Below are 24,706 nucleotides of genomic sequence, written 5' to 3' on the forward strand. Positions count from 1 at the left end.
CTCACCTCAGCTTCAAGGTGGACAGGCCGAACAGCACCAGCATCATCGTGACGATCCAGAACCGCACGACCACCTGCGTTTCCTTCCAGCCCGACAGCTCGTAGTGATGGTGCAGCGGCGCCATGCGGAAGATGCGCTTGCCGCCCGACCACTTGAAGTACGCCACCTGCAGCATCACCGACACGGTCTCGGCGACGAACACGCCGCCCATGATGAACAGCACGATCTCCTGCCGCACGATGACCGCGATGGTGCCGAGCGCGCCGCCGAGCGCGAGCGCGCCCACGTCGCCCATGAACACCTGGGCCGGATAGGCGTTGAACCACAAAAAGGCCAGCCCCGACCCCGCCATCGCGCCGCAGAAGATCAGCAGCTCGCCCGAGCCCGGGATGTGCGGGAACAGCAGGTACTTGCTGATGACGGCGTTGCCCGTGACATAGGCAAAGATGCCGAGCGCGCCGCCCACCATCACCACCGGCATGATCGCGAGGCCGTCGGCGCCATCGGTGAGATTCACGGCATTGCTGGTGCCCACGATCACGAAGAACGTGAGCACGATGAAGCCCCAGACGCCGAGCGGATAGCCGATGTGCTTGAAGAACGGCACGATGAGGTCGGCCTTGGACGGCAGCGCCATTGCAAAGCCGCCGTGCACCCAGGCCATGAACAGGTCGTAGGCGCGCTGATTGGTCTCGGCACCCACGCAGAAGGCCAGATAGACCGAGGCGCCGCCGGCGATGATGGCCTGGCCGAACAGCTTCTCGCGCGGCGTGATGCCCTTGGGATTGCGATGCACGACCTTGCGGTAGTCGTCGATCCAGCCGATCCAGCCGTAGCCGAGCGTGACGATCAGCACCACCCACACGAAGCGGTTGCCGAGGTCGGCCCAGAGCAGCGTGGAGATGGCGATGGAAATGAGCACCAGCACGCCGCCCATGGTGGGCGTGCCGGCCTTGACCAGATGGGTCTGCGGGCCGTCGCTGCGCACCGCCTGCCCGATCTTCCAGGCCGTGAGCCGGTTGATGACCGCCGGCCCGGCAAGCAGGCCCATGACCAGCGCGGTCATGGTCGCCAGCACCGCGCGCAGCGTGAGGTAGTTGAAGACCTGGAAGGCGCGCACATCCTGCGACAGCCATTGGGCGAGGAGCAGCAGCATGTCAGTGCGCTCCCGTCGCGGCTTCGCCGCAGAGCGCGGCGACCACGCGTTCCATGCGCATGAAGCGCGAACCCTTGACGAGGATGCTGCCGCCGCTGCCGGCGGCCAGCGCGGCCGCGTCGGCGGCGGCTTCGGGCGATTCGGCGAGCGGCTGCGGATGGCGCGGCGCGGGCAGGCCGGCATTGGCAAACGCAGCCAGCGCGGCGCGCGCGAGTTCGCCCATCGCGATCAGCGTGTCGATGCCGCGCTCGCGCGCGGCTGCGCCGACTTCGGCATGGAACTGCGGGCCGTTGTCGCCGACCTCGCCCATGTCGCCGAGCACCAGCACGCGCGGCGCCGGCAGGCTGGCCAGCACGTCGATGGCGGCCAGCACCGAGTCGGGATTGGCGTTGTAGGTGTCGTCGAGCACGCGGGCACCGGCGGCCGGCGCGAGCGTGGCGGTCTTGGCTTGCAGCCGGCCACGCACCGGGCGGAAGGCCGTGAGACCGGCGCGGATCGCCTCGGGCGCAATGCCGGCGGCGGCGGCGCTGGTGGCGGCGGCCACCGCGTTGAGCGCGTTGTGGCGGCCGAACAGATGCAGCTCGATGCCGGCGACGTCGACCGCGCCGGCGAGCGCCAGTGTCCAGCCGTGCTCGGCGGGCGTGGCGTGGCCGATCACGTCGGCCGGCGGCGTCGCGGACGTGCCGGCGGCGGCCGACTCATCGGCGAGCGCAAAGCCGAGGCAGCGCCGGCCACCGGCCAGATCGCGCCACAGCGCGTCGAACTCGGTGCCGGCCGGAAACACCGCCACGCCATCGGCCGGCAGCGCGGCAAACACCGAGCCGTTCTCCTGCGCGACGGCGGCCACGCTCTGCATGAATTCCTGATGCTCGCGCTGGGCGTTGTTGACCAGCGCGACGGTGGGCTGCGCGATGCGCGCGAGCTGGGCGATCTCGCCCGGATGATTCATTCCCATTTCGATGACGGCCAGCTGATGGCCGGAATGCAGCCGCAACGTCGTGAGCGGCGTGCCGATGTCGTTGTTGAGATTGCCGGCGGTCGCGAGACGCGCGCCCTCGCCGGCAGCGGCGGCGAGGATCGCCGCCAGCATTTCCTTCACCGTGGTCTTGCCGTTGCTGCCTGTCACGCCGATCACCGGCAGCGCGAAGCGGCGGCGCCAGCCGGCGGCCAGCAGACCGAGCGCCGCGCGGGTGTCGGGCACCAGCAGCGCATTGCCGGCAAAGCCGTCGGGCAGCGCTTCGGCCAGCACGGCGGCGGCACCGCCCGCGATGGCCTGCGCGACGAAGCCGTGGCCGTCGAAGCGTTCGCCACGCAGCGCGACGAACAGGTCGCCGGCGCGCAGGTCGCGGCTGTCACTGCTCACGCGGGTGAACACGGCCCGGCCGTCGCCCGCGAACGGGCAGCCGAGGATGGCGGCGGCGGCGCGCAGGCTCAGCATGCGGCGCCCTCGCCGGTGGTCGATGCGTCGCGCCCGGCGCGCCGCGCCAGCGCGGCCGCCACCTGCTCGGGGTCGTAGAACGGCAGCTTCACGCCGCCGATGTCCTGGGTGCGCTCATGGCCCTTGCCGGCCACCAGCAGCACATCCCGCGGCGCGAGGCCGGCGATGGCGCCGGCGATGGCGCGCGCGCGGTCGGGCTCGACGCGCACGCGGGCGCCGGCCGGCACGCCTTGGGCCATGTCGCCGAGGATGGCTTCGGGCGCCTCGCCGCGCGGGTTGTCGCTGGTGAGCCAGACGGCATCGGCCAGCTCGGCGCCGATGCGCGCCATGACCGGGCGCTTGCTGCGGTCGCGGTCGCCGCCACAGCCGAACAGCGCCACCAGCCGGCCGCCGCGCACGCGGGCGATGGGCCGCAGCGCGGTCAACGCCTGTTCGAGCGCGTCGGGCGTGTGGGCGTAATCGACCACCACCAGCGGCTCGCCACGGCCGTCGGCGTCGAGCGCGCCGCCCTGCATCTGCATGCGGCCGGGCGCCGGGCGCACCGCGCCGAGCGCCGCGAGCACTTCGTCCACCGGATGGCCCGAGGCCAGCAGCGCGCCGGCGCAGCCGAGCCAGTTGTGGATGTTGTAGAGCCCGGGCACGCCGAGTTCCACCGCGTGCGCCGCGCCCTGCCAGCGCAGCTCGAAGGCCATGCCGGTCGGGCGCGCGACGATGGCATGCGCGAACAGCTCGGCGCTGGCGTCGCTGCACGAGGTGCGCAGCAGCCGCACCGCCAGCGCATCGGCGCGCTCGCGCACCACGTCGGCAAACCGTTCGCCGGCCGGGTCGTCGATGTTGATGACCGCCGCGCGCAGTCCGGGCCAGTTGAACAGCGCGTACTTGGCGCGCTCATAGGCCGCGAACGAGCCGTGATAGTCGAGATGGTCGTGCGTGAGATTGGTGAACACCGCCACGTCGATGCGCAGCCCGTCGAGCCGGTGCTGCTCCAGGCCGATCGACGTGGCCTCGATCGCGAGCGCATCGGCGCCGGCCGCATGCAGATCGGCGAGGCGGGTTTGCAGCTGCACCGCATCGGGCGTGGTGAAGCCGGTCGCGGCCACCTCGGCAGCCTCGGCCGATACCAGCCCGGCGCCCAGCGTGCCGATCATGGCCGCGCGCCGGCCCAGCCGCGAAAGCGCCGTGGCGAGCCACAGCGCGCAGGTGGTCTTGCCGTTGGTGCCGGTGATGGCGACCGTGGCCATGCGCGCATTGGGATGGCCGTAGAACTGCGCCGCCAGCTCGCCGCTGTGACGGCGCAGATCGGGCACGGCGATGAACGGCAGCCCGGCCGGCGGCGGCTCGGCACCGCGCGACTCGACGATGGCGCCGGCCGCGCCCAGCTCCAGCGCGGCGGCCAGAAAGCGCCGGCCGTCGGCATGGTCGCCAGGGAAGGCCACGAAGATGTCGCCGCGCCGCAGCTGGCGGCTGTCGGACACCAGCCGGCCCTGCGCGCCCGCATGCGCGAGCGCCCAGCGCGCCGCGACGGCGAGCCCGGAATCGAGCGCTGCGGGATCGAACACCGCCATCACATGCTCTCCTCGACCGAGGCGGCGGGCGCGATGACGCTGGCCTTGAACGGCGCATCGGGCGCCACGTTCATCAGCCGCAGCGCGGTGCCGGCAATCTGCGAGAACGCCGGCGCGGCCACGTCGCCGCCAAAGTAGATGCCGCCCGACGGGTCGTCGATCATCACCGCGATCACGATGCGCGGATTGGACACCGGCGCCATGCCCACATACGACGAGATGTACTTGCCGGCCGCATAGCCCTTGCCTTCCTGCTTGCGCGCGGTACCGGTCTTGCCGCCGACGCGATAGCCGACCACCTGCGCCTTGGGCGCGGTGCCGCCCGGGCCGGAGGCCAGCTCCAGCATTTCGCGCATCTGCCGCGCCACCTCGGGCGAGACCACGCGCGTGCCCTGGGCCGGCTGGCTGGTGCGCAGCATGGTGATCGGGATGATGTCGCCGTCGCGCGCGAACACCGTGTAGGCGCGCGCCATCTGCAACAGCGAGACCGAGATGCCGTGGCCGTAGGCCATGGTCGCCTGCTCGATCGGCTTCCAGCTGTTCCACGGCCGCACCCGGCCGGCGCTCGCGCCCGGGAACGGAATCTTGGGCGCCTGACCGAAGCCGACCGAGCTGAAGAACTCGTACATCTCCTTGGGCGGGATCGGCATGGCGATCTTCACCGTGCCCACGTTGCTCGACTTCTGGATGATTTCGCGCACCGTCAGCATGCCGTGGGCATGGCTGTCGCCGACCGTCTTGCCGTCGATGGTGATGTGGCCCGGCGCGGTGTTGTAGGGCGTGTCGGGCGTGACGCGCTTGGTATTGAGCGCGAGCGCGACCGTGAACGGCTTCATGATCGAGCCGGGCTCGTACTGGTCGGTAATCACGCGGTTGCGCAGCTGCTCGCCGCGCAGATGGCCGCGATCGTTCGGGTCGTAGGTGGGGATGTTGGCCAGCGCCAGCACCTCGCCGGTCTGCACGTCGAGCACCACCGCCGCGCCGGCCTTGGCCTTGAACTGCTCGACCGAGGCCTTGAGCGTGGCGAACACCACGCTCTGGATCTTGCTGTCGATCGACAGCGCCAGCGTCTCGCCGTCATAGGCCGAGCGCTCCAGCGCGCCTTCGGTCACCACGCTGCCGAACAGGTCCTTGATGACGCGCCGCTTGCCGACATGGCCGGTGAGCTGGTCGTTGTAGGCGCGCTCGATGCCTTCCTGGCCCACTTCCTCGATGTCGGAGAAGCCGACCACATGGGCCAGCGTCTCGCCCTCGGGGTAGTAGCGCTTGAACTCGGTGCGCGCATGGATGCCCGGAATGCCGAGCGCCAGCACGCGCTGGGCCTGCTCGTCGGTGAGCTGGCGCTTGAGGTACATGAACTTGCGGTCGTCGTCGGCCAGCCGCGTGCGCAGCACCGAAGCCGGCATCGCCAGCAGCCCGGCCAGCTCGCCCAGGCGCGGATTGTCGGGATCGACCTCCTCGGCCCAGATCGCCTTCACCGGCAGCGACGACGCCACCACGCTGCCGTTGCGGTCGGTGATCTTGCCGCGCATGGCCGGCAGGATCACGGTGCGCTCATAGCGCTGCGCGCCCTGCTTCTGCAGGAAGGCGGTGGTGATGCCCTGCAAGTACAGCGCGCGCCCGAACAGCGCCGCGAACGCCAGCGTGATGAGCGCCAGCAGCAGCCGCGAACGGCCGCTCGGCAGGCGCACCGCCAGCACCGGACTCGATGCGAATCCCACTCCCTTGGCTCCGGCTCTCATGGCTTGGCTCCCTGGGCGGCGGCGCCCGGCGACAGGAATTGCGTGCGATCGGGCGAGACCGGGCGCATGCCGATCTGGCGCGCCGAGGCCTCGATGAGGCTGTGCTTGCCGTACAGCGTCTGGTCGGTCTGAAGCTGCGACCACTCCAGCGTGAGCGAATGCTCCTCATGCTGGAGCCGGTAACTTTCATCGACCGCGCGGCGCATGCGCTGCTGCGCCGTCACCAGCGAGAAGGCACTGGCCATCAGCAATCCGATGAGCACGATGCGCAGAATCATTTGCGGCCCCTCGGCTCGGGTGCGCGCGTGCCGCCGGCGGGCAGCGGCACGGCGGTGCGGGTGGCACTGCGCAGCACCGCCGAGCGCGAGCGCGGATTGCGCGCCACTTCCTCGTCGGACGGAAAGCTGCGCGCCACGTCAGCCAGCAGCGGTTGCGGCAGCTGGTCCTCGCGCAGCGGCAGCCGCGCGAACGACTCGGGCACCCGCGTCTGCGCCTGCACGAAGCGCTTGACGATGCGGTCCTCGAGCGAATGGAAGGAAATGACCGCCAGCCGGCCGCCCGTGGCCAAGGCCGCGAGCGCCGCATGCAGCGTCACTTCAAGGTCCTCCAGCTCGCGATTGACGTGAATCCGTAGAGCCTGGAAGGTGCGCGTGGCCGGATCCTGGCCTTTCTCGCGCGTGCGGACTGCGCCAGCCACGACTTGCGCGAGATCGAGGGTGCGGAGGAAAGGCTGGCTCGCGCGGCGAGCCACAAGCGCCTTTGCAACCGGAAGAGCAAACCGTTCTTCCCCATGGTCGCGGATCACCCGTGCGAGTTCGGCCACCTCGGCCGTGTTGACGAAGTCGGCCGCCGACTCGCCGCGCGTGGGGTCCATGCGCATGTCGAGCGGGCCATCGTGGCGAAAGCTGAAGCCGCGTTCCGGCTCGTCGATCTGCGGCGAGCTGATGCCGAGGTCGAGCAGCACGCCGTCGACGCGCTCGATGCCGCGCGCGGCAAGCTCGTCGGCCAGCATCGCGAAGCTGGCATGCGCGATCGCAAAGCGCGGGTCATCGATGGCAGCAGCGGCAGCGATCGCGGCCGGGTCCTTGTCGAAAGCCAGCAGCCGGCCAGCCGGCCCCAGTTGCGCGAGCAGCGCGCGGCTGTGACCGCCGCGGCCAAAGGTGCCGTCGACGTACACGCCGTCCGCGCGGATGCGCAGGGCTGAAAGAGATTCTTCGAGCAGCACGCTGACGTGCTGCCCGGTGTCGGGACGATCGGCCATGGGTCAGAAGGAAAAGTCACCGATCGAATCCGGAATCCCTGCCGCAAGCGTCGCCTCTTCGGCGGCGTCATGGCTGGTGCGGTCCCACAACTCGAAGTACTGCCCCATGCCCAGCAGGATGACCTCGCGGTCGAGCTTGGCGAACTGGCGATGCTCGGGGCTGACCAGGGCGCGCCCGGCGCCGTCCAGCTCCACTTCCTGCGCATTGCCGAGCAGCAGCCGCTGGAAACCGCGCGCCGACGCCGGAAACGCCGCGATCTGGGCCCGCTTCACCTCCCAGACCGGACGCGGATAGATGAGCAGGCAGCGGTCGGGCGAACGGGTGATGGTGATCTGCGCATTGCCAAGCGAATTCAGGGCGTCCCGATACCGGGCAGGCATGGAAAGCCGCCCTTTCGCATCGAGAGTCAACGCCGAATTGCCTTGGAACACGCCTGCCGCCTGGAGTCGAATCGACCGGGAGAGCCCCGGACCGAGGCCGCGCAAGCTACTTGGGGAAGCGCGACTTAGGCCGGATTTGGCCTTCTTCGTTCCACAAAAGCTCACTTTTTTGCACTTTTTCCCACTCTAGAGGAGGGCCTGTTACTGGTCAAGGCGAGCCCCGGTGAATTACCTAATCGGAACAAGCACTTAGACCTCGGTGTCCACCCCCGCCGGAGCGGAAAAAGCTCATGGAATTAGGGCGTTGCGCGCTTTTCCGCAAGTGCGGAATCAAACAGGGGAATTCCGCCAGACGGCAGATGGGAGTTGCTGGACGATTTCTGGCCGCACATACGCAGCCGCATGGCCGCCGACGCTGCCGGGGCATTCCGGCGCCGGCAGTGGGAAATCGTGGGACGCGCGCCGGACGGCGCGGAAGAAGAAAGTGCGAAGCGGATCTGTAAGCCGGATTCTGTGACGGCCGGTTGCCCGGCCCTGACAGCCATTCCTCTAGGCGACGCGTCGCCGCGCCGCTCAAGCCACCTACCCGCGGCCTCCCCGAGCAGGGTCGACGGCCGCCTATTTGGTGTTGCTCCGCGTAGAGATTGCCCGTTTCACCCGAACTGAATCGGCTCGTCTCTGTTGCTCTGATCCGCGCCTTGCGGCGGGCAGGTGTTACCTGCTACGCAGCTCTGTGGAGTCCGGACTTTCCTCCCGGCCGGCAAGCCGACCCGGCGGCTGTCCGATCCGCTTCGCGGGGCGCAGTGTACCTAGCGCGGCGCGAATTTCGTCCAAGGGCAGCGATTGCAGGCGGGTGTGAACTTCTGGCTTGAAGCGCTGTTGCAGAATATGACTTCTGATGACTCGCCGCCCCGGCCATGGCCTCGCCTCCCTCCGACATCCTTCTGATCGACAGCGATAGCGCCACGCTTGCGCGCACCCGCTTCGACCTGGAGACGGTCGAGTACAAGGTGCGGACGGCGGCCGACGGCCTGCAAGGGCTTGCGGCAATCATGATGCGGCCGCCGATGCTGGTGATCGCCGGACTGACCATGCCCAAGATGGACGGCATCGGGCTGGTGAAGGCGGTGCGCTCGAATGAGCGCATGCGCCATCTGCCGGTGATCCTGCTGGGCGAGCGCAGCGACAGCGATCTGGCGGCGCGCGCCCGCGCCACCGGCGCCGACATCGTGCTGGCGCGCCCGGTGCCGCGCGAGGTGCTGCTGCTGGCGGTCGGCGAGATGCTCGGCGATCACAGCAAGCTCGCGGCCACCACGCTCACCGGTCTCACGCTGTCCGGCAATACCCAGGGCGGGCTGACCGCGATCGAGCCGGCGCTGCCGCCCGGCAACGCGCTCACGCGCACCGATCCGCGCGGCATGTGGCGGCCGCCCAAGCTCGAGCAGCACACGCTGCCGGCCAACTTCGCGCAGTTCATCGACCAGGCGCCCGAAACGCTCATCAACGAGTCGATCCTCGACCCGGATGCCGAGCTGGCCGCGAGCGCCATGATTACCAAGCGCACCACCACCGGCACGGTGCTGTTCTCGGACATCCGCAACTTCACGTCGATGTCGGAGCAGCTGGAGTCGGAGCAGGTGGTCGAGCTGCTCAACGCCTATTTCGCCCGCGCCTGCGAGCCGATCCAGCGCCAGCACGGCTGGGTGGTCAAGTTCCTCGGCGACGGGCTGGTGGCGCTGTTCGAGTCGCCGCCCGATCACCTTCAGGACCATGCCGAGCGCGCGCTCAAGGCCGGGCTGCTGATGATCCTGGCCGCGACCCGCTTTCGCACCTGGATCGCCGACCGCCATCCGGGCCGGCAGCTGCCCGAGTTCTGCGTCGGCGTCGGCATCCATACCGGCGACGTCACGGTCTGCAAGATGGGCAGCCACGACACGGTCGAGACCACGATCATCGGCGACACGGTCAACACCGCCGCCCGCCTTGAGGAAGCCACCAAGGCGCTGCAATGGAGCGTGGTGGCGAGCCAGCCGGCCTTCGACGCCGCCGGACCGCGCCTGCGCGCCGGCCGGCGCAGCCAGCTCAGCCTCAAGGGCCGGGTGCAGCCGGTCGACATCGTGGAAGTGGTCGGCCTCGATCCCAAGCTGCGCGCGTCCGACCATGAACGCCGCTTCTACGAGGCGGTGGCGAGCGCGGTGCAGACCAACAGCGAACTCATCCGCAAATGGCCGTCGCGCCGCACCACGCACAACGGCAGCGGCGTCGGCGCCGACGGCCAGCCCGACATCCCGGGCTACCGGCTGGTGCGCAAGCTGGGCGAAGGCGGCATGTCGCTGGTCTACCTGGCCGAGCGCGAATCGGACGGCAGCGAGGTGGTGCTCAAGCTGCTGCCGATCAACGACAAGACGCTCGGCGAGACGCTGCAACGCTTCATCCAGGAGTACTCGACCATCTCGCAGGTCGACCATCCCTGCGTGGCGCGCATCTTCGAGCAGGGCTTTACCCAGCGCTATGCCTACATCGCGATGGAGCATTTCCCAGGCGGCGACCTGCGCGGAATGATCAAGGCCGGCATGACGCCCGAGATGGCGCAGAGCACGCTGATCCGCATCGCCGGCGCGCTGGCGGCGATCCACAAGCTCGGCATCGTCCACCGCGACATGAAGCCCGACAACGTGATGCTGCGGCGCGACGGCGCGCTGGTGCTGGCCGACTTCGGCATCGCCAAGCATCTGGAAAACGCGCTGATGAAGACCCGCCACGGCGAGGTCTACGGCACGCCCTACTACATCTCGCCCGAGCAGGCGGTGGGCGGCGCGGTCGACACCCGCAGCGACCTGTACAGCCTGGGCGTGATGCTTCACGAAATGCTCACCGGCAAGAAGCCCTACTACGCCGACAATGCCCAGGGCCTGCTGTACCAGCATGTCCATGCCCCGATCCCCCGGCTGCCCGCCGCCCTCGCCCGCTTCCAGCCGCTGCTCGACCGGCTGATGGCCAAGAAGCAGGCCGAGCGCTATGCCAGCGCCAGCCAGGTGATCGAGGCGGCAATGCAACTCTGAACCGCTCCCCGATGCCCTCTGCCCTTCCCGTCCCTGCGCGGGTCCTGCCCGGTCAGGCGCTGCGCGTGCGCATCCTCGGCTTCAGCCCCACCGAGCGCATCGCGCTCGCAACCATCTTCGAGTACTCGGATCAGCGCGCCCAGCGCTACACGCTGGCGGCGCGCGGCGAGGCCTGCGACCTGCTGCTGGTCGATACCGACGATCCGCGCGCCATCGCCGCCTACCTCGCCGACCGTGGCGTGGCGCGGCTCGGCACGGTGGTGGTCGGCGACGGCGCGGTGCCGGGCGTGCCGCCGCGCGTGGCCCGGCCGCTGGTGTGGAGCGCGGTGTTCGCCGCGCTCGACGGCACGGCGCGGCGCAGCAATCTGCTGCCGGCGGTGATTGCCGGGCTGCCGTCGGCGGTGCGCGCCGCGCTGCCGCGCGCCGACGGCCCGATCGCGCGCGTGCTGGTGGCCGATGCCGACGCCGCCAATGCCGAGTTCATCCGCGCCGCGCTCACGCCGTTCCGCATCGACACCGGCTTTGCGCCGCATGCCGCCCAGGCCTTCGACATGCTGGGCCTGACCCATTACCGGCTGCTGTTCGCCGCCGACGACCTGCCCGGCGGCGGTCTGCGGCTGCTGCGCCATGCGCGCCGCGTGGGCGCCGGCGATACCGCCATCGCGCTGATGACGCGGCACGACAACCTCGGCGTGCGGCTGCGCGCCTTCATCGCGCGCTGCGACGCCATGCTGGTCAAGCCGGTCGATCCGACCGAGCTGGTGACCACGCTGGGCCAGGCGCTGAGTCGCGGCCGCGTCGCGCCGCTCGGCTGAGGCCGGCCCCGCCCGCGCTAGTCCGCCAGCGGCGGCGGCAGCAGATTGGCGATGCCCGACACCACATGGCCGGTCGGCGCATGGGCGGCGGCCGAATCGCAATGCCGAGTCTGGTCGTCGAAGAAGAAATCGGGCTCGAACTCGCGCAGGAACGGCCCCTTGTCGAGCCCGCCGAGGAACAGCGCCTCGTCCACGCCCACATTCCAGTCCATCAGCGTGCGGATCGCGCGTTCATGCGCCGGCGCGCTGCGCGCCGTGACCAGCGCGGTACGGATGCGCATCGGCGGCGCGCCGTCGGTGCTGCGCGCGGCGGCCTGGAGCGCATGCAGCGCGCGCAGCAGCGGCGCGAACGGCCCCTCGGGCAGCGGCCGCGCCACATGCTGCACCTCGTGCTCGATGAAGCGGTGCAGCCCGCCGGCCTTGTAGATGGCCTCGGCCTCGTCGCTGAACAGCACCGCATCGCCGTCGAAGGCAATGCGGATCTCGTCCGGATGCGACTGCGCCGCCGCGCGCGACGCCGGATACACCTTGGCGGCCGGAAAGCCGGCGGCCAGCGCATCGCGCACATCGGCCTCGTTGGCCGACAAGAACAGATTGGCCTTGAGCGGCGCCAGATAGCGCATCGGCGAGCGGCCGCGCGTGAACACGCCGCGGTCGATGGCCAGCCCGGCCTGGCGCGCCGAGCGGAACACCCGCAGCCCCGAGACCGGATCGTTGCGCGACAGGATCACCACCTCGACCCGGCGCCGGTGCTCGTCGCAGCCGGCGTTGAAGGCCAGCAGCTTGCGCACCAGCGGCGCGGCCACGCCGTCGCGCGCCGGCTGCTCCAGCCGCTCGAACTGGAGCCGCATGTAGGCCGCGTCGTCGGCCTGGGTGTCGAACATGCGGTTCTCCTCCTCGAAGTCGAACAGCGCGCGCGAACTGATCGCCACCACCAGACGCGGAACGACATCGGCGGGCGGCGCGGCAAGGGTCGGAAGCTGGGTCATGGCGGGCGAAGCGGAAGGTGGCGGATCGGGGGCCGGCGCGGCGGCGGACGGCAGCGGCCGGGCGAGCATAGCCGGCACCCGGCGCGGCCTGCGGGCCGTCAACCCGGTGCCAGCACTGCGGTGTAAAAAAGCGTCAGCCCGGTCGAAGCCACCGACAGCGCCCCTCACGCTGGGTCCACGCCGCCACCGCAAGCCCAAAGAAAACTCAGTTCCAGCATGCCGCCCGACCCACAACGTCTGCCTGCGCCGGTCGCGCCGCCATCGTCCGCGACCGATGCCGTCTTCGCGGCCCTGCCCTGGCCGGCGCTGCTGCTCGATGCGGCCGACAGCGTCGTCGCGGCCAATCCGGCCTGCGGCGCGATCGCGCCGGCCAGCGGCTTTGTCGGCGCGCCGGCCGTGGGGCTGGCCGCCACGCCGGTGCTGGGCCGGGCGCTGCTGCGCGCGCTGGCCCAGGCGCGCAGCGACGGCGAGGTGAAGCTCGACGGCTTCAGCCTGCGCAACGGCATCGCGCACGACCTCTGGCTGCGCGCCCTGCCCGGCGCCGATGGCCGCTGCCTGCTGCTGCTGCTGCCCTGCGCCGAGCCGCAGGCCCGCATGCAGGCGCTGGAGCAGGCCAACCGCGAGCTGCGCGCCGCCGTGCTCATCAACGGCAAGCTGGCCCAGGTCGCCGACCACACCAACAGCGCCGTCATCATCAGCGACCGGCTGCGCCGCGTGATCTGGACCAACCGCGCCTTCGCCCGCATCACCGGCCACGACGGCGCGCTGGCCAGCGGCCAGCCGCAGGCCGAGTTCATCGGCGGGCCCGGCACCGATCCGGCCACGCTGCGCCACATCGATGCCGAGCTGGCCGCTGGCCGCGCGGTCGACTACATCGAACTGCTCGCGCACCGGCGCGACGGCGCGCCCTACTGGGCCTCGGTCAGCATCCAGCCGGTCGCCGGCGACGACGGCCTACCCGGCCGCCACATCACCGTGCTGCACGACATCAGCGCCAGCCGCCAGGCCGCCGACGCGCGCCACGCCATGCTCTATGCCGAGGCCGCGAGCCATGCCAAGACCGACTTCCTGGCGCGGCTGGGCCATGAGATGCGCGCGCCGCTCAATGCCGTGATCGGCCATGCCGAGCTGCTGCGCCACGACGCCAATCTGAACCTGCACGGCCAGCCCGGCCGGCTGGTGAGCAGCATCGGCAGCGCCGCGCGCCAGCTGCTCGGCATGGTCGATCAGGCGGTCGATCTGGCGCGCACCGAGCGCGCCACGCTCAGGCTGCGCTGGGCCGAGGTGGACTGCGTGCGCACCGTGCGCGACGCCACCGACATGATCGATCCGGCGCTCACCCGGCGCGACGTCGAGCTGCGCATCCGGCCGCCGCTCGGCGCGCCGGTGATCGCCTGGGCCGACCGCGAGCGGCTGGAGGAAATCCTGATCCAGCTGCTGTCGAACGCGGTGCGCGACTGCGCCGACGGCGGCGTGGTCGACGTGACCACCCGGCTCGATGGCGCCGGCGCCCAGGCGCGCATCGAGATCGACCATCCGCTCGCGCCCGGCGATGTCGGCGCCGACCGGCTGGCCGACTCGCTGGAGCCGCGCGCCGATGCCGCCGCGCCGGCGCCGCGCGAGCTGGGGCTGTCGATCGCGCAATGGCTGGCGGTGATGATGAACGGCCGCATCGATGCGCGCCGCGACGCCGCCGGCCTGCATCTGAGTCTGGCGCTGCCGCTGCCCCAGCCGGCCGCGCGGCGCGGTCACGACAGCCGCGCGCCGGCGCGCGAGCCCGGCCCGCTCACCCTGCTCTATCTCGACGACGACGCGCTCGACGTGGCCCTGCTCGAAGCCATGCTGGAGGCCTATCCGACGGTGCGGCTGCATGTCGCCAGCCAGCGCGACGAGGCCATCGAGCTGATGCGCCTGCTCAAGCCCGACCGGGTGCTGCTGGCCGATCACATCGCCGGCAGCCGGCCGGCCGACTTCGTGCAGCGGCTGGTGGCGGCGCGGGCCGCGCCGGCTGCCGCGCCGCGCATTGCGCTGATCGCGCCGGCCGGACGCCAGACCGAGTCGCTGCCGGCCGGCAGCAGCCTGCGGCTGGTCAAGCCGCTCACGGTGCAGCAGCTGCTGCAACTGCTCGACGCGCCCGCCGCCAGCTGACGCCGGCCCACGCGACAAGGCCCGCCAACGTCACGGAAGACGCGGGCGGGCCCTGTTGCGTGGGCCGGGCGACGGTCCGAAGACCGCCGCCCGGCATGCCTCGATCAGCTGCGATCGATCACGTCCTTCACCTTTTCCTTGGCATCGCCATAGGTGGCCTGGGCGCGGCCGGCGGCCTGATCGATCTTGCCTTCGGCGCGCAGCTTGTCGCTGTTGACGGCCTTGCCCACGCCTTCCTTCACCTTGCCCTTGGCTTCCTCGACACGGCCCTTGAGTTGATCGCTGTTCATGTGGAACTCCCTTCGCTGATGACGATTGACGGACAACGGCTCGCGCCGCTCACTTCGACGCCGCGGTACGCAGCCGCACGTCGTTCTTCACGCTGACCACGCCCTTGACCTGGCGCGCCAGCATGGCGGCCTGATCGATCTCGGCCTGGCTCTTGGCAAAGCCGCTCAGCTGCACCGTGCCCTTGTAGGTCTCGACCGAGATGTCGGTCGCGTCCACCGTCTTGTCCTGCACGAAGGCGCTCTTGACCTTGGTGGTGATGACCGAGTCGTCGACGGTTTCGCCGAAGCTGGCCGAGTTGGGCGACGAGGCGCAGCCGCTGGCAAAGACAGCGCCGGTACCCAGGATGGCGACGATCAGACCGCGGGCGATGAGGTTGTTGGCTTGCATGGCTTGTTCTCCCGAATCCGCATGACGTGGACCGGGCCGCGCACGACGCCGGTCGCGGTGTCTGCCGGGATTCGTGTCTCGGCGACGACCGCGAAGCCAATGTAGCCAGCGCCGCACGGCGCGCCTGTCGTCCGGCGGGCGGCCACGGGGTCAGGCCCGGGCGGGCCCGGCTGTAGGACTGGGCGCGACAGCGGCGGCCGACCGGCCGGCCATGCCGGGCGGTCGGCCGCGCCGCTGGCGGCCGCCGGCGCGGCGCGACTCAGAAGCCGGCCAGCCGCAGCCGCAGCGCCGGCGGCAGGTTCGCCAGCAGATCGGCGACGAACTGGCGCTGCACCGCAAACGCATGCGCGCTGTCGCGGTCGATCGACGACACGCGGAACAGCAGCCCGTCGGGGATGGTGCCGTGCAGGCCGTAGCGCATCTCGGCCAGCTTCTTGTCGATGCCGCCGCGCACCGCCAGATCGCCGACCGTGGTCCAGTAGGTCACCGGCTCGAAGCGCCGGTTGCGCAGCACCGTCTCAAGCTGGCGCGCCGGGATGCTGCCGCCCGGCAAGCTCAGGGTCACATCGCGCTTGGCGACGATCTCGAAGCCCTGGGCCGGATAGCAGACCTCGGGGTAGTGCAGTTGGAGGCCGTCGCGCTGGTCGTTGCCGTAGGCGATGGTCAGCATCACCCGGTCGCCGCGCGCATTGGCATAGCTGCGCGCCAGCACCTCGGCATAGATGCGGTCGAGCAGCTCGCGCGCCGGCGGATTGACCACCTGCACCGGCGCCGGCTCCAGCTGCCAGCCGGCAAAGCGCGCCGGCAGACTGGCGTCGAGCCGCGGCGGGCCGATGACGTCGGCGCGGTGCAGCCGGGGCGTGAGTGCGGCGGTGCCGAGCGCGGCGGCGCTCATCAGCAGGCTGGCGACGACGGCGCGGCGCAGCGGCGCCGGCCCGCTGCCGGCGGCGGGTGGCAGTGGCGGCGCGCTCATGCGCGGCCCGCCGCATGCAGCGCCGGACGGCCCGGCAGCAGCCGGCGCAGCAGGCTGTCGGCCGCGATGATGAGCAGCAGCGCGCACAGGAACAGCAGCATGCCGGCCAGCCCGTGCAGAAAGCCCTGCCCGGCCGCATCGCCGAGGTGGAAGGTGACCAGCGCCAGCACCGCCACCCGCACCACGTTGGCCACGAAGCCGATCGGGAACACCAGCAGCGCCAGCGCCACGCTGCGCGCGCGCGACGGATGGCGCACCTGATCGAGATAGAGCAGGCCGAGCGATTCGAGCGAGAACAGGGTTTGCAGGCCGGCGCAGGCATCGGCCACCAGCAGGTCGTACTGGCCGATGGAAATGATGACGCCCGAGCGCGCCACCGGATAACCGAGCGGCTGGAGCAGCGCCACCACCGCGCCCGAGACGGCCGACTTCATCGGCTGGGTCAGCGCCGCGACGACCGCGCCGGGCAGCGGGATCATGAACAGCAGAAAGCACAGCGGGAACACGAAATGGCGCAGCGTGCGCAGCCCGCGCAGCAGCACGATGGCCGCCGCCAGCAGCACGATCAGCGAGCCCAGCTCGAACACCAGAATGCCCTGCGAGCGGCCGAGCGCGTACAGCGCCAGCCCCAGCGCCAGCAGCGGCCAGCCGGGCCAGACCGCGCCACCGTCGGCCGGCGCGACGGCCGGCAGCGCACGCCAGCGCTGCGCCAGCAGCCAGAGGGCGACCGCGAGCACCAGCGGCCCCTGGCTCTGCTCGCTGCTGTCCCACAGGCTGCGCGACAGATCGAGCAGGCTCGGCACATAGAGCGCCGCAAAACCGATGCCGAACGCCGCCAGCGGCAGCACCGACGGCCCGCCGGCCGGCAGCCGCGCGCTCATGGGCGGCCGGCGGCCGGCGCCGCGCCGGGCAGCGCCGCCTCGCCGAGCGCCGGCCCGGCGGCCGGGGCGCCGAGCGCATCGGCCGGCGCGGCAGCGCCCGGGGCGAGGACGGCCGGCGCGGCACCGCCGGGCGGGCTGGCAGCGGCACCGGGTGCAGCCGTCGCGCCCTTGCCGTTGAGATCGGCGAACTGGCCGAAATACTCGATCCTGGCGCCGCCGCGCAGCGCATTCAGCTCCTGCTGCTCGACCCGCGCGAGGCGTTCGCGCAGCAGCCATTGCTCGATGGCCGGGCGCGCCTGATCGAGCGAGACCGGCGCCGGCGTGGCCGAGGCCAGCCGCAGCAGCGTCAGACCGCGCTCGCCGGCGATCACCACGCTCTGGCCCGGCGCCAGCGCCTTGACGCTGGCCAGCGCCGGCGGCGGCAGCTGCTCGGCGCCGCGCCGGCCGCTGCGCAGCACGAAGCCGGCACCGCGCGCCGTCAGCCAGTCGGCCAGCGCCGCCACGGTCGGCTTGCGCGCGACCAGCGCATCGAGTTCGGGCGCCAGGCCCGGCGCCGGCTCGATCGAGAATTCATCGAGCGCATAGACCTGACGCTGGCGGAACAGCGCCGGATTGGCATCGAAGAAGGCCGTCACCTCGGCCTCGTCGGGCTTGCGTTCGAGCGCGCGGCGCTGCTCCAGATAGGCGCGCACCAGGATCTGCCGCCGCGCCGCCTCGACGCCGCGCACCACGCGCGGATCGTCGTCGAGCTTGGCCTTGCGGGCGCGCTGCACCAGCAGCTCCTGCGTCACCAGCCCGTCGAGCACGCGACGCGCGGCCGGCTCGGTCTGCTCGGGCGTGAGCCGGCCACCGGCCTGATTGAGCACATCGTTGATCTGGTGCACCGAGATCTCGGCGTCGTCGACCCGCGCCGCGACCTGGGTCGGCGCCTTGGCCTGCTGGCCGCAGGCGCCGAGCAGGCCGGCGAGTGCCGCCGCGATTAGGGAAAGACGGACCCGCGCTGCAATGCGACTCATGCCGCTCCCAAGCTGTTGCCCCGGAGGGCTTCAGCTGAAGAACAGCGTCGCCAGCCCCAGGAAGATGAAAAAGCCGCCCGAATCGGTCGTGAAGGTGAGCAGCACCGACGAGCCCATGGCCGGATCGCGGCCGAGCTTCTTGAGCAGCATCGGCACCGCCATGCCGACCCCGGCGCCGACAAGCATGTTGAGCACCATGGCCAGGAACATCACCCCGCCGAGCGTCAGCACATGCGGCGAGTTGAAGTACAGCAGCATCGAAAACAGCCCCGCCACCGAGCCCCAGACCACGCCGTTGGACAGCGCCACGACCAGCTCCTTGAGCGCCAGTCGCCGCACATTGCCCGGCGTCACCTGACCCAGCGCGATCGAGCGGATCAGCAGCGTCATGGTCTGGTTGCCCGAGTTGCCGGCAATCCCGGCCACGATGGGCATCAGCGCCGCCAGCGCCACGATCTTCTCGATGATTCCTTCGAAGTTGCCGATCACCCGGCTGGCGAAGAAGGCCGTGCACATGTTCACGCCCAGCCACAGCCAGCGATTCTTGGCCGATTCCCAGACCGAGGAGAACAAGTCCTCCTCTTCGCGCAGACCGGCGGCGGAAAGCACCTGCTCCTCGGTTTCCTCGCGGATCACGTCGACGATCTCGGCGACGGTCAGGCGGCCGATCAGCCGGCCGCGCCGGTCGATCACGGGCGCCGACACGAAGTCGTAGCGCTCGAAGGCCTGGGCCGCGTCGCCGGCGTCGTCGTCGGCATGCAGGGTGAAGATTTCGGTCTGCATCAGGTCGGCGACCGTCTCGTCGGGGTCGTTGACCAGCAGGGTGTTGATCGACAGCGCGCCCTTCAGGTGCTCGTCGCGGTCGATGACGAAGACCTGATCGGTGTGATCGGGCAGCTCGTCGAACAGGCGCAGATAGCGCAGCACCGTCTCCAGCTTCACGTCGTCGCGGATGGTGACCATCTCGAACACCATGCGCGCGCCGACCGAGCCTTCCTCGAAGCTCATGGCGGCGCGCAGCTCCTCGCGCTCCTCGGTGCTGAGGCTTTGCGTCACCTCGTCGATGACGCCCTGCGGCAGCAGCGGCGCCAGATCGGCGAGCTGGTCGGCGTCGAGCGCGGCGGCGATCTGCACCAGCCGGTCGTGGGCCAGCGCGCCGATCAGCGATTCGCGCACCGCGTCGCTGGCTTCGAGCATCACCTCGCCGAGGGTCTCGGGCTCGGCGCCCTCGGGCGCGACCAGACTCCAGACCTCGGCCCGGTCGACCGGCGGCAGCGCCTCAAGCACATAGGCGATGTCGGCCGGATGCAGATCGACCAGCACCGCGCGCAGCTCGGCCTCGTGCTGCTTGTGGGTGAGCTTGGCGACCAGCTCGTGGCGCGCGTCGTCCTCGGCGAAATGCTGGCGCTCGGTGATCTGCTGGACGATGTGCTGGCGGTGCAGCAGCCGCTGCACCTGGGCCAGCGCGCGCTGGGCCACGTCGGGGTCGCGCGGCATCGGCTCGTGCGGATGGTCGTCGGGCTCGGTCTCGCCGGCCGGCGCGGACGCGGTGTGCGGCGCGCGCGCGTCGGCGGCCGCCGGGTCCGGCGCCTGGGCGCTGCCCGGCGGGAGTTCGGGCGGATCCTGGCGGGCGGGGTCGGTCATCGCGGTCGGTTCCTGTGGCGGCGGGCGGGCGGCCGATGCTAGCGCAGCCCGGCCGCCCGCCGTCGGCTCAGGCCGCGCCGGCCTGTTCCAGCGCCATGAGCTTGAGCTGGTCGTTGACCCGCTCCACCCGCTCCAGAAAGAAGTTGTTGAACACCAGGCAGAACACGGCGATGCCGATGCCCGCGCCGGTCGCCACCAGCGCGGTGCCGATGCCCCGGCTGACCGCCTGCGGATCGGACACGCCCTCGGCCGCCAGCGCCGTGAAGGTGTCGATGATGCCGAGGATGGTGCCGAGCAGGCCGAGCAGCGGACTGAGCGTGATGGCGGTATCGACCACCCACAGCAGCCGCCGCACCGACGCCTGCTGGGCCAGGTAGAGCGCCTGGATGCGCAGATCGGTGCGCTCGGCGCTGGCGCCGCCGGCGCGCAGCGCCAGCACGCCGGCCAGCATCTGCGCATGCGGGCCGGCATTGCCGGCGACCGCCTCCGGCGCCGCCAGCAGCCGCCGGCGCAGCCGCTCCACCTGGGCAAAGTAGAGCAGCCGCTCGACGATGACCGCGAGTGCCAGCGCCAGCACCGCGCCCATGGCCCAGAGCACGACTTCGTGCAGCAGGGTGAAGTTCATGCCGCCCCGCTCAGAAGTCGGACTGGAGCGTGACGCTCGCGAAGCGCGGCGCGCCCACGTAGTAGCTCGGCTGGCTGGCATTGGCGCCCACCGAGTTCACCGTGATGTTGGAACCGCTGCCCGAGTTGAGGTTGAGGTACTGCTTGTTGAACAGGTTGCTCAGGTTGAAGCGGACCAGCGGCTTCTTGAAGAACTCGAAGTTGGGCAGCTGCCAGGCCAGGTTGAGGTCGGTGACGGTGAAGCCGCCAGCGTACTGGTCGTTGGTGAGCGTCGAATAGCGCTTGCCGGTGTACTTGGTCTGCCAGTTGGCCAGGAACGGGCCCCAGGTGTACTGGAGCGCGCCGCCCAGCATCAGCTTGGGCGTGTCCGGGAACTGCTTGTCGGCCGTGGGCTGGGTCACGATGGCCGTGGCCGTGCCGTTCTGCAGATCGTTGTCGAGCGTGCTCCTGGTGTAGCTGGCCGACAGATAGCCGCTCACGCCGGCCACGGGCACGGTGCCCAGTTCAAGCTCCAGCCCCTTCACCTTCGAGCCGCCGACATTGATGTCGTAGAAGCCGCCCGAGGCCGGGTCGTAGCCGCGCGCGATGCGGTTCTGGAAGTCCACGTAGAACAGCGTCGCCGAGGCGTTGAGCGCCGCGCCGGCGAAGCGCGTGCCCAGCTCGTAGTTGTTCGACACCTCCTGCTTGATGCGATTGGCCGCCGAGTAGATGACCGTGCCGCCGACGGGCTGGCCGTTCACGTAGCTGGCGCCGGTCACCAGCCCCTGGTACTCGAAGTTGCTGGGCGCGCGGAAGTTCTTGCTCGCCGAGGCAAAGCCCTGCACCTGCTCGGTCACTTGCAGTTTGGCGCCCACGCTCGGCAGCCATTGCGAATAGCGCTTGTCGATCTTGTAGTCGATGCCCGAGGCGGCCGAGTTGTTGGCGTAGTTGCTGAAGTCGCGCTTGATCTCGCGGTAGCTGATGCCGGTGGTCACCGACAGCCGGCCGCCCAGATAGTCGGCCGTGTCCTGCACGAAATAGCTGCTGCCGGTGCTCACCGTCATCTGGTCGCGGCCCTGGTAGAGCGAGCCGTCGGCATTGGTGAGGAGCGAGCCCTTGAGCCAGGGATCGTCGGCGCTGCCGAGATTGCTGACGCGGGTCGCGGGCTGGGTCTGGCGATGGCGCGCGCGCTCGTACCAGACGCCGGCGTAGAGCCGGTGATCGTCGAACGCCCAGCTGGTGCTCAGCGTCACGCCGGGGCGATGGGTTTCGGTGACCGAGCCGCGATAGACCAGCACCGTGTCGAGCGTGTCGCCGTCGCGGTTGATGTCGGCGATGCCGCCATGAAAGCGCGTGCTGCCGCTCGATTCGGCCAGCGAGGTCTGCTGCACGCCGCCGGTGCCGTAGCCGTACCAGAAGTAGGGCGCGATGCTGACCGTGCCGTTCTCGGCCACGCGCAGCTCGGCCTTGCCGGTGACCAGGTAGTTCTCGAACGGGTTGTTGGCCAGGTTGTAGAACGCGGTGGCGCTGGCGAGGCTGGCCTCGTTCTGCGCCGTGCCGTTGACGCCGGCCAGATGCTGCGGCGCCGTCGAGCTGAAGTCGGCGCCGTAACCGCCGGCCGCCAGCTGGGCCTGCGACAGGCTGCGCAGGTTGTTGGTGAAGGCGCGGTTGTACTTGAGGCCGCCGTCGAGCTTGAGCGGGCCGGCATCGCCCTGGATCTTCAGTTCGACGTGATCGCGGTCGGCCGAGCCCTCGCCCTTGAACTTGTGCACATACGACTTGGAGTAGGACACATAGGCCTTGTAGCCGCCGAGGTTGCCGGTGTCGTAGCGCAGATAGGTGCGGCGGTAGTCGAGCTGGCCCAGGCTCTGGGCGAAGCGCACGCGGCGCTCGTCCTCGGGCGCGCAGCTGGTCAGGCCCACATTGCCGCCCGAGGCGCCGACGTGCGGCGCCTCGGTATCGGTCGCGCCTTGCGTCACGAAGGTTTCGCAGAGGTTTTCGCTGTCGGTGTACTCCTGCGGGTACACGGCAAAGTTGCCCGAGTCGTTGACCGGCGCGCCGTCGACGGTGAAGCCCATCTGGTCGCTGTTGAAGCCGCGCACCCGCAGGTTGCCGCCGAACAGGCCGGTGGCGTCATAGCTGCTGGCATTGACGCCCGGCGCCAGGTTGAGCAGCTGGAACGGGTTGCTCGACGGCCGCGCCTTCTCGATCGCGGCGCGCGTCACCGTGCTCTTGGCCTTGGGCGTGTCTTCCTGGATGAGCTGGCCGGTGCCGAGCTTGTCGCCCTCGCCGGTGACGGTGATGGTGCCGACGCTGGTGGTCTGCGCCTGGACGTGGAGCGCGCCGAGCGACATGACGGCGAGGGCGAGCGTCTTGAGCCTGATGTTCTTCATGCGAGAGCCTCTGCGGGTTCTGGGGCTGGTAGGCGAAGGAGGGAAAAGAGCGGTCAGCCCTCGACGCGGTAGTCGAGATCGACGGTGAAGCGGTGGGTCGGCGCGCCACCGAAGGCGTCGGCCGGGAAGGCGGGATAGCTGCCGTTGCGCACGGTGCGGCGCGCTTCGGCGTCGAGCGCCAGCGCGCCCGAGCCCTGCTCGATGCCGCAGTCGACCAGCTGGCCGCTGCGGTCGATGACGAGCCAGAGCCGCACCGTGCCCTCGGGCCGCGACTGGCGCGCCTCGCGGCTGCTGGGGTAGCGCTTGATCGATTCGAGATAGGCGCGCAGCTGGGCGGTGTAGCTGGCGTCGGCGCCGGCGCTGGAAGGGCGCGCTGCGGCGGCGGATTGCGGCGCCGCAGGGGCGGGCTGGGGCGCGACCGGAGGCGCCGCCGGAGCCGGTGCCGCTGCGGCGGCCGCTTGCGCGGCGGATGACGCTGGCGCCGCCGACGCGGCCTGCGCCAGCGGGAGCGGCGCCTGGACCGGCGTTGCAGCCGGCGCCGGGCTGGCAACCGGCCGCGCCGCAGCGGCCGGCACGGGCGGCGCGGCGGGCGGCACAGGCGGCACGGCGGCGGGCGGTGGCGGCATGGCAACCGGCGGCGCCGGCAGCGCGGCTTCGAGCCGCACCACCATCTCGGGCGCGGCCGCCGGCCGCAGCGGCGCCGGCGGCCGGACCGAGCGCAGCCAGCTCATGCCGCCGGCCAGCAGCGTCAGCGACAGCAGCACCGCTACCGGATCGCGACGCGCAAACAGCCAGTCGAACATCGCCTCAGCCCGACTTCTTGGCGGCGAAGGTCACGGCCTCCACGCCGCGCGCGCGCAGCGCATCCATCACCTCGACGATCGCCTGCCAGCGCACCGCCTGGTCGGCATTGACCAGCACGCGCTGGCGGGCGTCGCCGGCCACGGCCTGGGCGATGCGCTCGGCGATGTCGGCCAGCGGCAGCGCATGGCCGTCGAGCGCGGTGGCGCCGTCCTCGCGCACGCTGACCACCAGCGGCGGCCGTGGCTCGGCGGCGCGGGTGGCGGTGCTGCTCTGCGGCAGCGCGGTCCTGATGCCGAAGGCCGGGATGACGTTGAGGCTGATGAGCACGAAGAACACCAGCAGAAACATCATCACGTCGATCATCGGAATGATCTCGATGCGCGCGCCGTGCTCGCCGCCGAAGTAGTGGCCGCGGTGATTTCTTGCCATTGGAATACTCCTTCAAGGCAAACCGGTTCAGGCCGCAGCGAAGCGCGTGATGAGCATCGACTTGATGAGGTCCATCTGGTTGACCAGCATGCGGATGCGCTTGTTGAAGTAGTTGAGGAAGACCACGCAGACGATGGCGATGCACAGGCCGACGGCGGTCGCCACCAGCGCATGCGAGATCGGGCCGGTGACCGAATGCGCGTTCTGGCCGCCGGTGGCGGCGAGCGCGCTGAAGGCTTCGATCATGTGGATGATGGTGCCGAGCAGGCCCATCAGCGGCCCGAGCGTCACGCAGGTGTCGAGCACCCATAGGTTCCGGTCGAGCTTGGGCATCTGGAACATGATGGTTTCCTCGACCTCGCGGTCGAAGGCCTCTTCCGGCTTGCCCTGGGCCGCCAGCGCCGACTTGACCAGCTCGCCCTGCACCGTGGCGCCGTAATGCGTGGCCACCGTCTGCGCCTTGGCGCTGTCGCCGGCCGCCACCTGCTTGAGGTCGTATTCGAGCGTGGCGCCGGCCTGGATGCTGCGCTGGAAGAAGAAGAAGCGCTCGACGATCACGGCGATGCCGATGACGAGGACGAGCATGAGCAGCGGAATGAGACCCCAGGAGTCCTTGGAGTACTGAATGATGGTGTCGAGCACGGTTGAAAATCCCGAGGAGAACAAGGCGTAATCGGAAGGGGCGCCGACGTTTGGCGGCGCGTGCTGCAAGCGTAAGTCATGCCCGT

General features: G+C 70.6%; 22 protein-coding genes and 1 other RNA gene. 3 read left to right on the forward strand and 20 right to left on the reverse strand.

All coding sequences use genetic code 11. The features are described from left to right. Position 1: 1 nt before the first annotated feature. The 8 genes from mraY to rnpB all read right to left on the reverse strand — a co-directional run bounded on the left by mraY (position 2) and on the right by rnpB (position 8,336). Positions 2 to 1,156, reverse strand: coding sequence for a phospho-N-acetylmuramoyl-pentapeptide-transferase (gene mraY / locus B9P64_RS03755; protein ID WP_085314870.1), 1,155 nt, complete (start codon positions 1,154 to 1,156; stop codon positions 2 to 4). Position 1,157: 1 nt separating this feature from the next. After that, positions 1,158 to 2,594, reverse strand: a complete 1,437-nt coding sequence (locus B9P64_RS03760; protein ID WP_085314871.1) for a UDP-N-acetylmuramoyl-tripeptide--D-alanyl-D-alanine ligase — start codon at positions 2,592 to 2,594, stop codon at positions 1,158 to 1,160. Beyond that, positions 2,588 to 4,159: a UDP-N-acetylmuramoyl-L-alanyl-D-glutamate--2,6-diaminopimelate ligase gene (locus tag B9P64_RS03765; RefSeq protein WP_085314872.1), complete on the reverse strand. Its 1,572-nt coding sequence runs from the start codon at positions 4,157 to 4,159 to the stop codon at positions 2,588 to 2,590. The genes B9P64_RS03760 and B9P64_RS03765 overlap by 7 nt, the downstream gene beginning before the upstream one ends. Further along, positions 4,159 to 5,901: a peptidoglycan D,D-transpeptidase FtsI family protein gene (locus B9P64_RS03770; protein ID WP_085314873.1), complete on the reverse strand. Its 1,743-nt coding sequence runs from the start codon at positions 5,899 to 5,901 to the stop codon at positions 4,159 to 4,161. Before B9P64_RS03770 ends, B9P64_RS03765 begins: the two co-directional genes overlap by 1 nt. Continuing rightward, entirely contained in the window at positions 5,898 to 6,179 is a 282-nt protein-coding gene (ftsL, locus tag B9P64_RS03775; RefSeq protein WP_085314874.1) for a cell division protein FtsL, read from the reverse strand. The genes B9P64_RS03770 and ftsL overlap by 4 nt, the downstream gene beginning before the upstream one ends. Then, a complete protein-coding gene (gene rsmH / locus B9P64_RS03780; protein ID WP_085314875.1) occupies positions 6,176 to 7,162 on the reverse strand; it encodes a 16S rRNA (cytosine(1402)-N(4))-methyltransferase RsmH in 987 nt (328 codons plus the stop codon). Before rsmH ends, ftsL begins: the two co-directional genes overlap by 4 nt. A 3-nt stretch (positions 7,163 to 7,165) precedes the next feature. After that, a complete protein-coding gene (mraZ, locus tag B9P64_RS03785; protein ID WP_085314876.1) occupies positions 7,166 to 7,594 on the reverse strand; it encodes a division/cell wall cluster transcriptional repressor MraZ in 429 nt (142 codons plus the stop codon). A 433-nt stretch (positions 7,595 to 8,027) separates the two neighbouring features. Beyond that, positions 8,028 to 8,336, reverse strand: an RNA gene (gene rnpB, locus B9P64_RS03790) — RNase P RNA component class A. Positions 8,337 to 8,460: 124 nt separating this feature from the next. Between rnpB and B9P64_RS03795 the strand changes: the two genes are divergently transcribed. Continuing rightward, complete coding sequence (locus tag B9P64_RS03795) at positions 8,461 to 10,605, forward strand: protein kinase domain-containing protein (RefSeq protein ID WP_085314877.1); 2,145 nt, start codon at positions 8,461 to 8,463, stop codon at positions 10,603 to 10,605. Between the two features lie 11 nt (positions 10,606 to 10,616). Next, complete coding sequence (locus B9P64_RS03800; RefSeq protein WP_139826125.1) at positions 10,617 to 11,420, forward strand: response regulator; 804 nt, start codon at positions 10,617 to 10,619, stop codon at positions 11,418 to 11,420. A 17-nt stretch (positions 11,421 to 11,437) separates the two neighbouring features. On the opposite strand, the gene B9P64_RS03805 is transcribed toward B9P64_RS03800, so the two are convergent. Next, entirely contained in the window at positions 11,438 to 12,409 is a 972-nt protein-coding gene (locus tag B9P64_RS03805; protein WP_085314879.1) for a 5'-nucleotidase, read from the reverse strand. Positions 12,410 to 12,625: 216 nt separating this feature from the next. Between B9P64_RS03805 and B9P64_RS03810 the strand changes: the two genes are divergently transcribed. Then, the gene (locus B9P64_RS03810; protein ID WP_085314880.1) at positions 12,626 to 14,557 is read left to right on the forward strand and encodes a PAS domain-containing sensor histidine kinase; all 1,932 of its coding nucleotides are present in this window, start codon (positions 12,626 to 12,628) and stop codon (positions 14,555 to 14,557) included. A gap of 104 nt (positions 14,558 to 14,661) precedes the next feature. On the opposite strand, the gene B9P64_RS03815 is transcribed toward B9P64_RS03810, so the two are convergent. From B9P64_RS03815 to B9P64_RS03865, 11 genes are all read right to left on the reverse strand, one after another. After that, complete coding sequence (locus B9P64_RS03815; RefSeq protein ID WP_085314881.1) at positions 14,662 to 14,847, reverse strand: CsbD family protein; 186 nt, start codon at positions 14,845 to 14,847, stop codon at positions 14,662 to 14,664. A 49-nt stretch (positions 14,848 to 14,896) separates the two neighbouring features. Next, a complete protein-coding gene (locus B9P64_RS03820; protein ID WP_085314882.1) occupies positions 14,897 to 15,235 on the reverse strand; it encodes a BON domain-containing protein in 339 nt (112 codons plus the stop codon). A gap of 259 nt (positions 15,236 to 15,494) precedes the next feature. Then, on the reverse strand, positions 15,495 to 16,208 hold the full coding sequence (epsI, locus tag B9P64_RS03825) for an exosortase-associated protein EpsI, B-type (protein ID WP_085314883.1): 714 nt from the start codon (positions 16,206 to 16,208) through the stop codon (positions 15,495 to 15,497). Then, complete coding sequence (xrtB, locus tag B9P64_RS03830) at positions 16,205 to 17,089, reverse strand: exosortase B (protein ID WP_085314884.1); 885 nt, start codon at positions 17,087 to 17,089, stop codon at positions 16,205 to 16,207. Before xrtB ends, epsI begins: the two co-directional genes overlap by 4 nt. Continuing rightward, positions 17,086 to 18,105 carry an EpsD family peptidyl-prolyl cis-trans isomerase gene (locus tag B9P64_RS03835; RefSeq protein ID WP_085314885.1) on the reverse strand — a complete coding sequence of 340 codons (1,020 nt, stop codon included), beginning with the start codon at positions 18,103 to 18,105 and terminating at the stop codon, positions 17,086 to 17,088. The genes xrtB and B9P64_RS03835 overlap by 4 nt, the downstream gene beginning before the upstream one ends. Before the next feature lie 30 nt (positions 18,106 to 18,135). Further along, entirely contained in the window at positions 18,136 to 19,602 is a 1,467-nt protein-coding gene (gene mgtE, locus B9P64_RS03840; RefSeq protein WP_085315091.1) for a magnesium transporter, read from the reverse strand. Between the two features lie 214 nt (positions 19,603 to 19,816). Then, positions 19,817 to 20,374, reverse strand: a complete 558-nt coding sequence (locus tag B9P64_RS03845; RefSeq protein ID WP_085314886.1) for a MotA/TolQ/ExbB proton channel family protein — start codon at positions 20,372 to 20,374, stop codon at positions 19,817 to 19,819. Positions 20,375 to 20,384: 10 nt separating this feature from the next. Continuing rightward, positions 20,385 to 22,745 (reverse strand): TonB-dependent receptor, encoded by a 2,361-nt coding sequence (locus B9P64_RS03850; protein ID WP_085314887.1) that lies wholly within the window; start codon positions 22,743 to 22,745, stop codon positions 20,385 to 20,387. Positions 22,746 to 22,798: 53 nt separating this feature from the next. Beyond that, a complete protein-coding gene (locus tag B9P64_RS03855) occupies positions 22,799 to 23,548 on the reverse strand; it encodes an energy transducer TonB (protein ID WP_085314888.1) in 750 nt (249 codons plus the stop codon). A 4-nt stretch (positions 23,549 to 23,552) separates the two neighbouring features. Continuing rightward, the gene (locus B9P64_RS03860) at positions 23,553 to 23,978 is read right to left on the reverse strand and encodes an ExbD/TolR family protein (protein ID WP_085314889.1); all 426 of its coding nucleotides are present in this window, start codon (positions 23,976 to 23,978) and stop codon (positions 23,553 to 23,555) included. Between the two features lie 27 nt (positions 23,979 to 24,005). Continuing rightward, a complete protein-coding gene (locus B9P64_RS03865; RefSeq protein ID WP_085314890.1) occupies positions 24,006 to 24,620 on the reverse strand; it encodes a MotA/TolQ/ExbB proton channel family protein in 615 nt (204 codons plus the stop codon). Positions 24,621 to 24,706 lie beyond the last annotated feature (86 nt).

Origin of the sequence: Derxia lacustris, from assembly GCF_002105195.1 — a bacterium.
Classification (GTDB): domain Bacteria; phylum Pseudomonadota; class Gammaproteobacteria; order Burkholderiales; family Burkholderiaceae_E; genus Derxia; species Derxia lacustris.

Excerpts from the sequence above, each read along its gene's own strand:
- B9P64_RS03855 (WP_085314888.1), bottom strand. The coding sequence starts at position 23,548 with ATGTTCGACTGGCTGTTTGCGCGTCGCGATCCGGTAGCGGTGCTGCTG.
- epsI (WP_085314883.1), bottom strand. The coding sequence starts at position 16,208 with ATGAGCGCGCCGCCACTGCCACCCGCCGCCGGCAGCGGGCCGGCGCCG.
- xrtB (WP_085314884.1), bottom strand. The coding sequence starts at position 17,089 with ATGAGCGCGCGGCTGCCGGCCGGCGGGCCGTCGGTGCTGCCGCTGGCG.
- B9P64_RS03760 (WP_085314871.1), bottom strand. The coding sequence starts at position 2,594 with ATGCTGAGCCTGCGCGCCGCCGCCGCCATCCTCGGCTGCCCGTTCGCG.
- B9P64_RS03845 (WP_085314886.1), bottom strand. The coding sequence starts at position 20,374 with ATGAACTTCACCCTGCTGCACGAAGTCGTGCTCTGGGCCATGGGCGCG.
- B9P64_RS03810 (WP_085314880.1), top strand. The coding sequence starts at position 12,626 with ATGCCGCCCGACCCACAACGTCTGCCTGCGCCGGTCGCGCCGCCATCG.
- B9P64_RS03770 (WP_085314873.1), bottom strand. The coding sequence starts at position 5,901 with ATGAGAGCCGGAGCCAAGGGAGTGGGATTCGCATCGAGTCCGGTGCTG.
- B9P64_RS03800 (WP_139826125.1), top strand. The coding sequence starts at position 10,617 with ATGCCCTCTGCCCTTCCCGTCCCTGCGCGGGTCCTGCCCGGTCAGGCG.
- B9P64_RS03835 (WP_085314885.1), bottom strand. The coding sequence starts at position 18,105 with ATGAGTCGCATTGCAGCGCGGGTCCGTCTTTCCCTAATCGCGGCGGCA.
- ftsL (WP_085314874.1), bottom strand. The coding sequence starts at position 6,179 with ATGATTCTGCGCATCGTGCTCATCGGATTGCTGATGGCCAGTGCCTTC.
- B9P64_RS03850 (WP_085314887.1), bottom strand. The coding sequence starts at position 22,745 with ATGAAGAACATCAGGCTCAAGACGCTCGCCCTCGCCGTCATGTCGCTC.
- B9P64_RS03765 (WP_085314872.1), bottom strand. The coding sequence starts at position 4,159 with ATGGCGGTGTTCGATCCCGCAGCGCTCGATTCCGGGCTCGCCGTCGCG.
- B9P64_RS03815 (WP_085314881.1), bottom strand. The coding sequence starts at position 14,847 with ATGAACAGCGATCAACTCAAGGGCCGTGTCGAGGAAGCCAAGGGCAAG.
- B9P64_RS03820 (WP_085314882.1), bottom strand. The coding sequence starts at position 15,235 with ATGCAAGCCAACAACCTCATCGCCCGCGGTCTGATCGTCGCCATCCTG.
- B9P64_RS03805 (WP_085314879.1), bottom strand. The coding sequence starts at position 12,409 with ATGACCCAGCTTCCGACCCTTGCCGCGCCGCCCGCCGATGTCGTTCCG.
- mgtE (WP_085315091.1), bottom strand. The coding sequence starts at position 19,602 with ATGCCGCGCGACCCCGACGTGGCCCAGCGCGCGCTGGCCCAGGTGCAG.
- B9P64_RS03795 (WP_085314877.1), top strand. The coding sequence starts at position 8,461 with ATGGCCTCGCCTCCCTCCGACATCCTTCTGATCGACAGCGATAGCGCC.
- rsmH (WP_085314875.1), bottom strand. The coding sequence starts at position 7,162 with ATGGCCGATCGTCCCGACACCGGGCAGCACGTCAGCGTGCTGCTCGAA.
- mraY (WP_085314870.1), bottom strand. The coding sequence starts at position 1,156 with ATGCTGCTGCTCCTCGCCCAATGGCTGTCGCAGGATGTGCGCGCCTTC.
- B9P64_RS03860 (WP_085314889.1), bottom strand. The coding sequence starts at position 23,978 with ATGGCAAGAAATCACCGCGGCCACTACTTCGGCGGCGAGCACGGCGCG.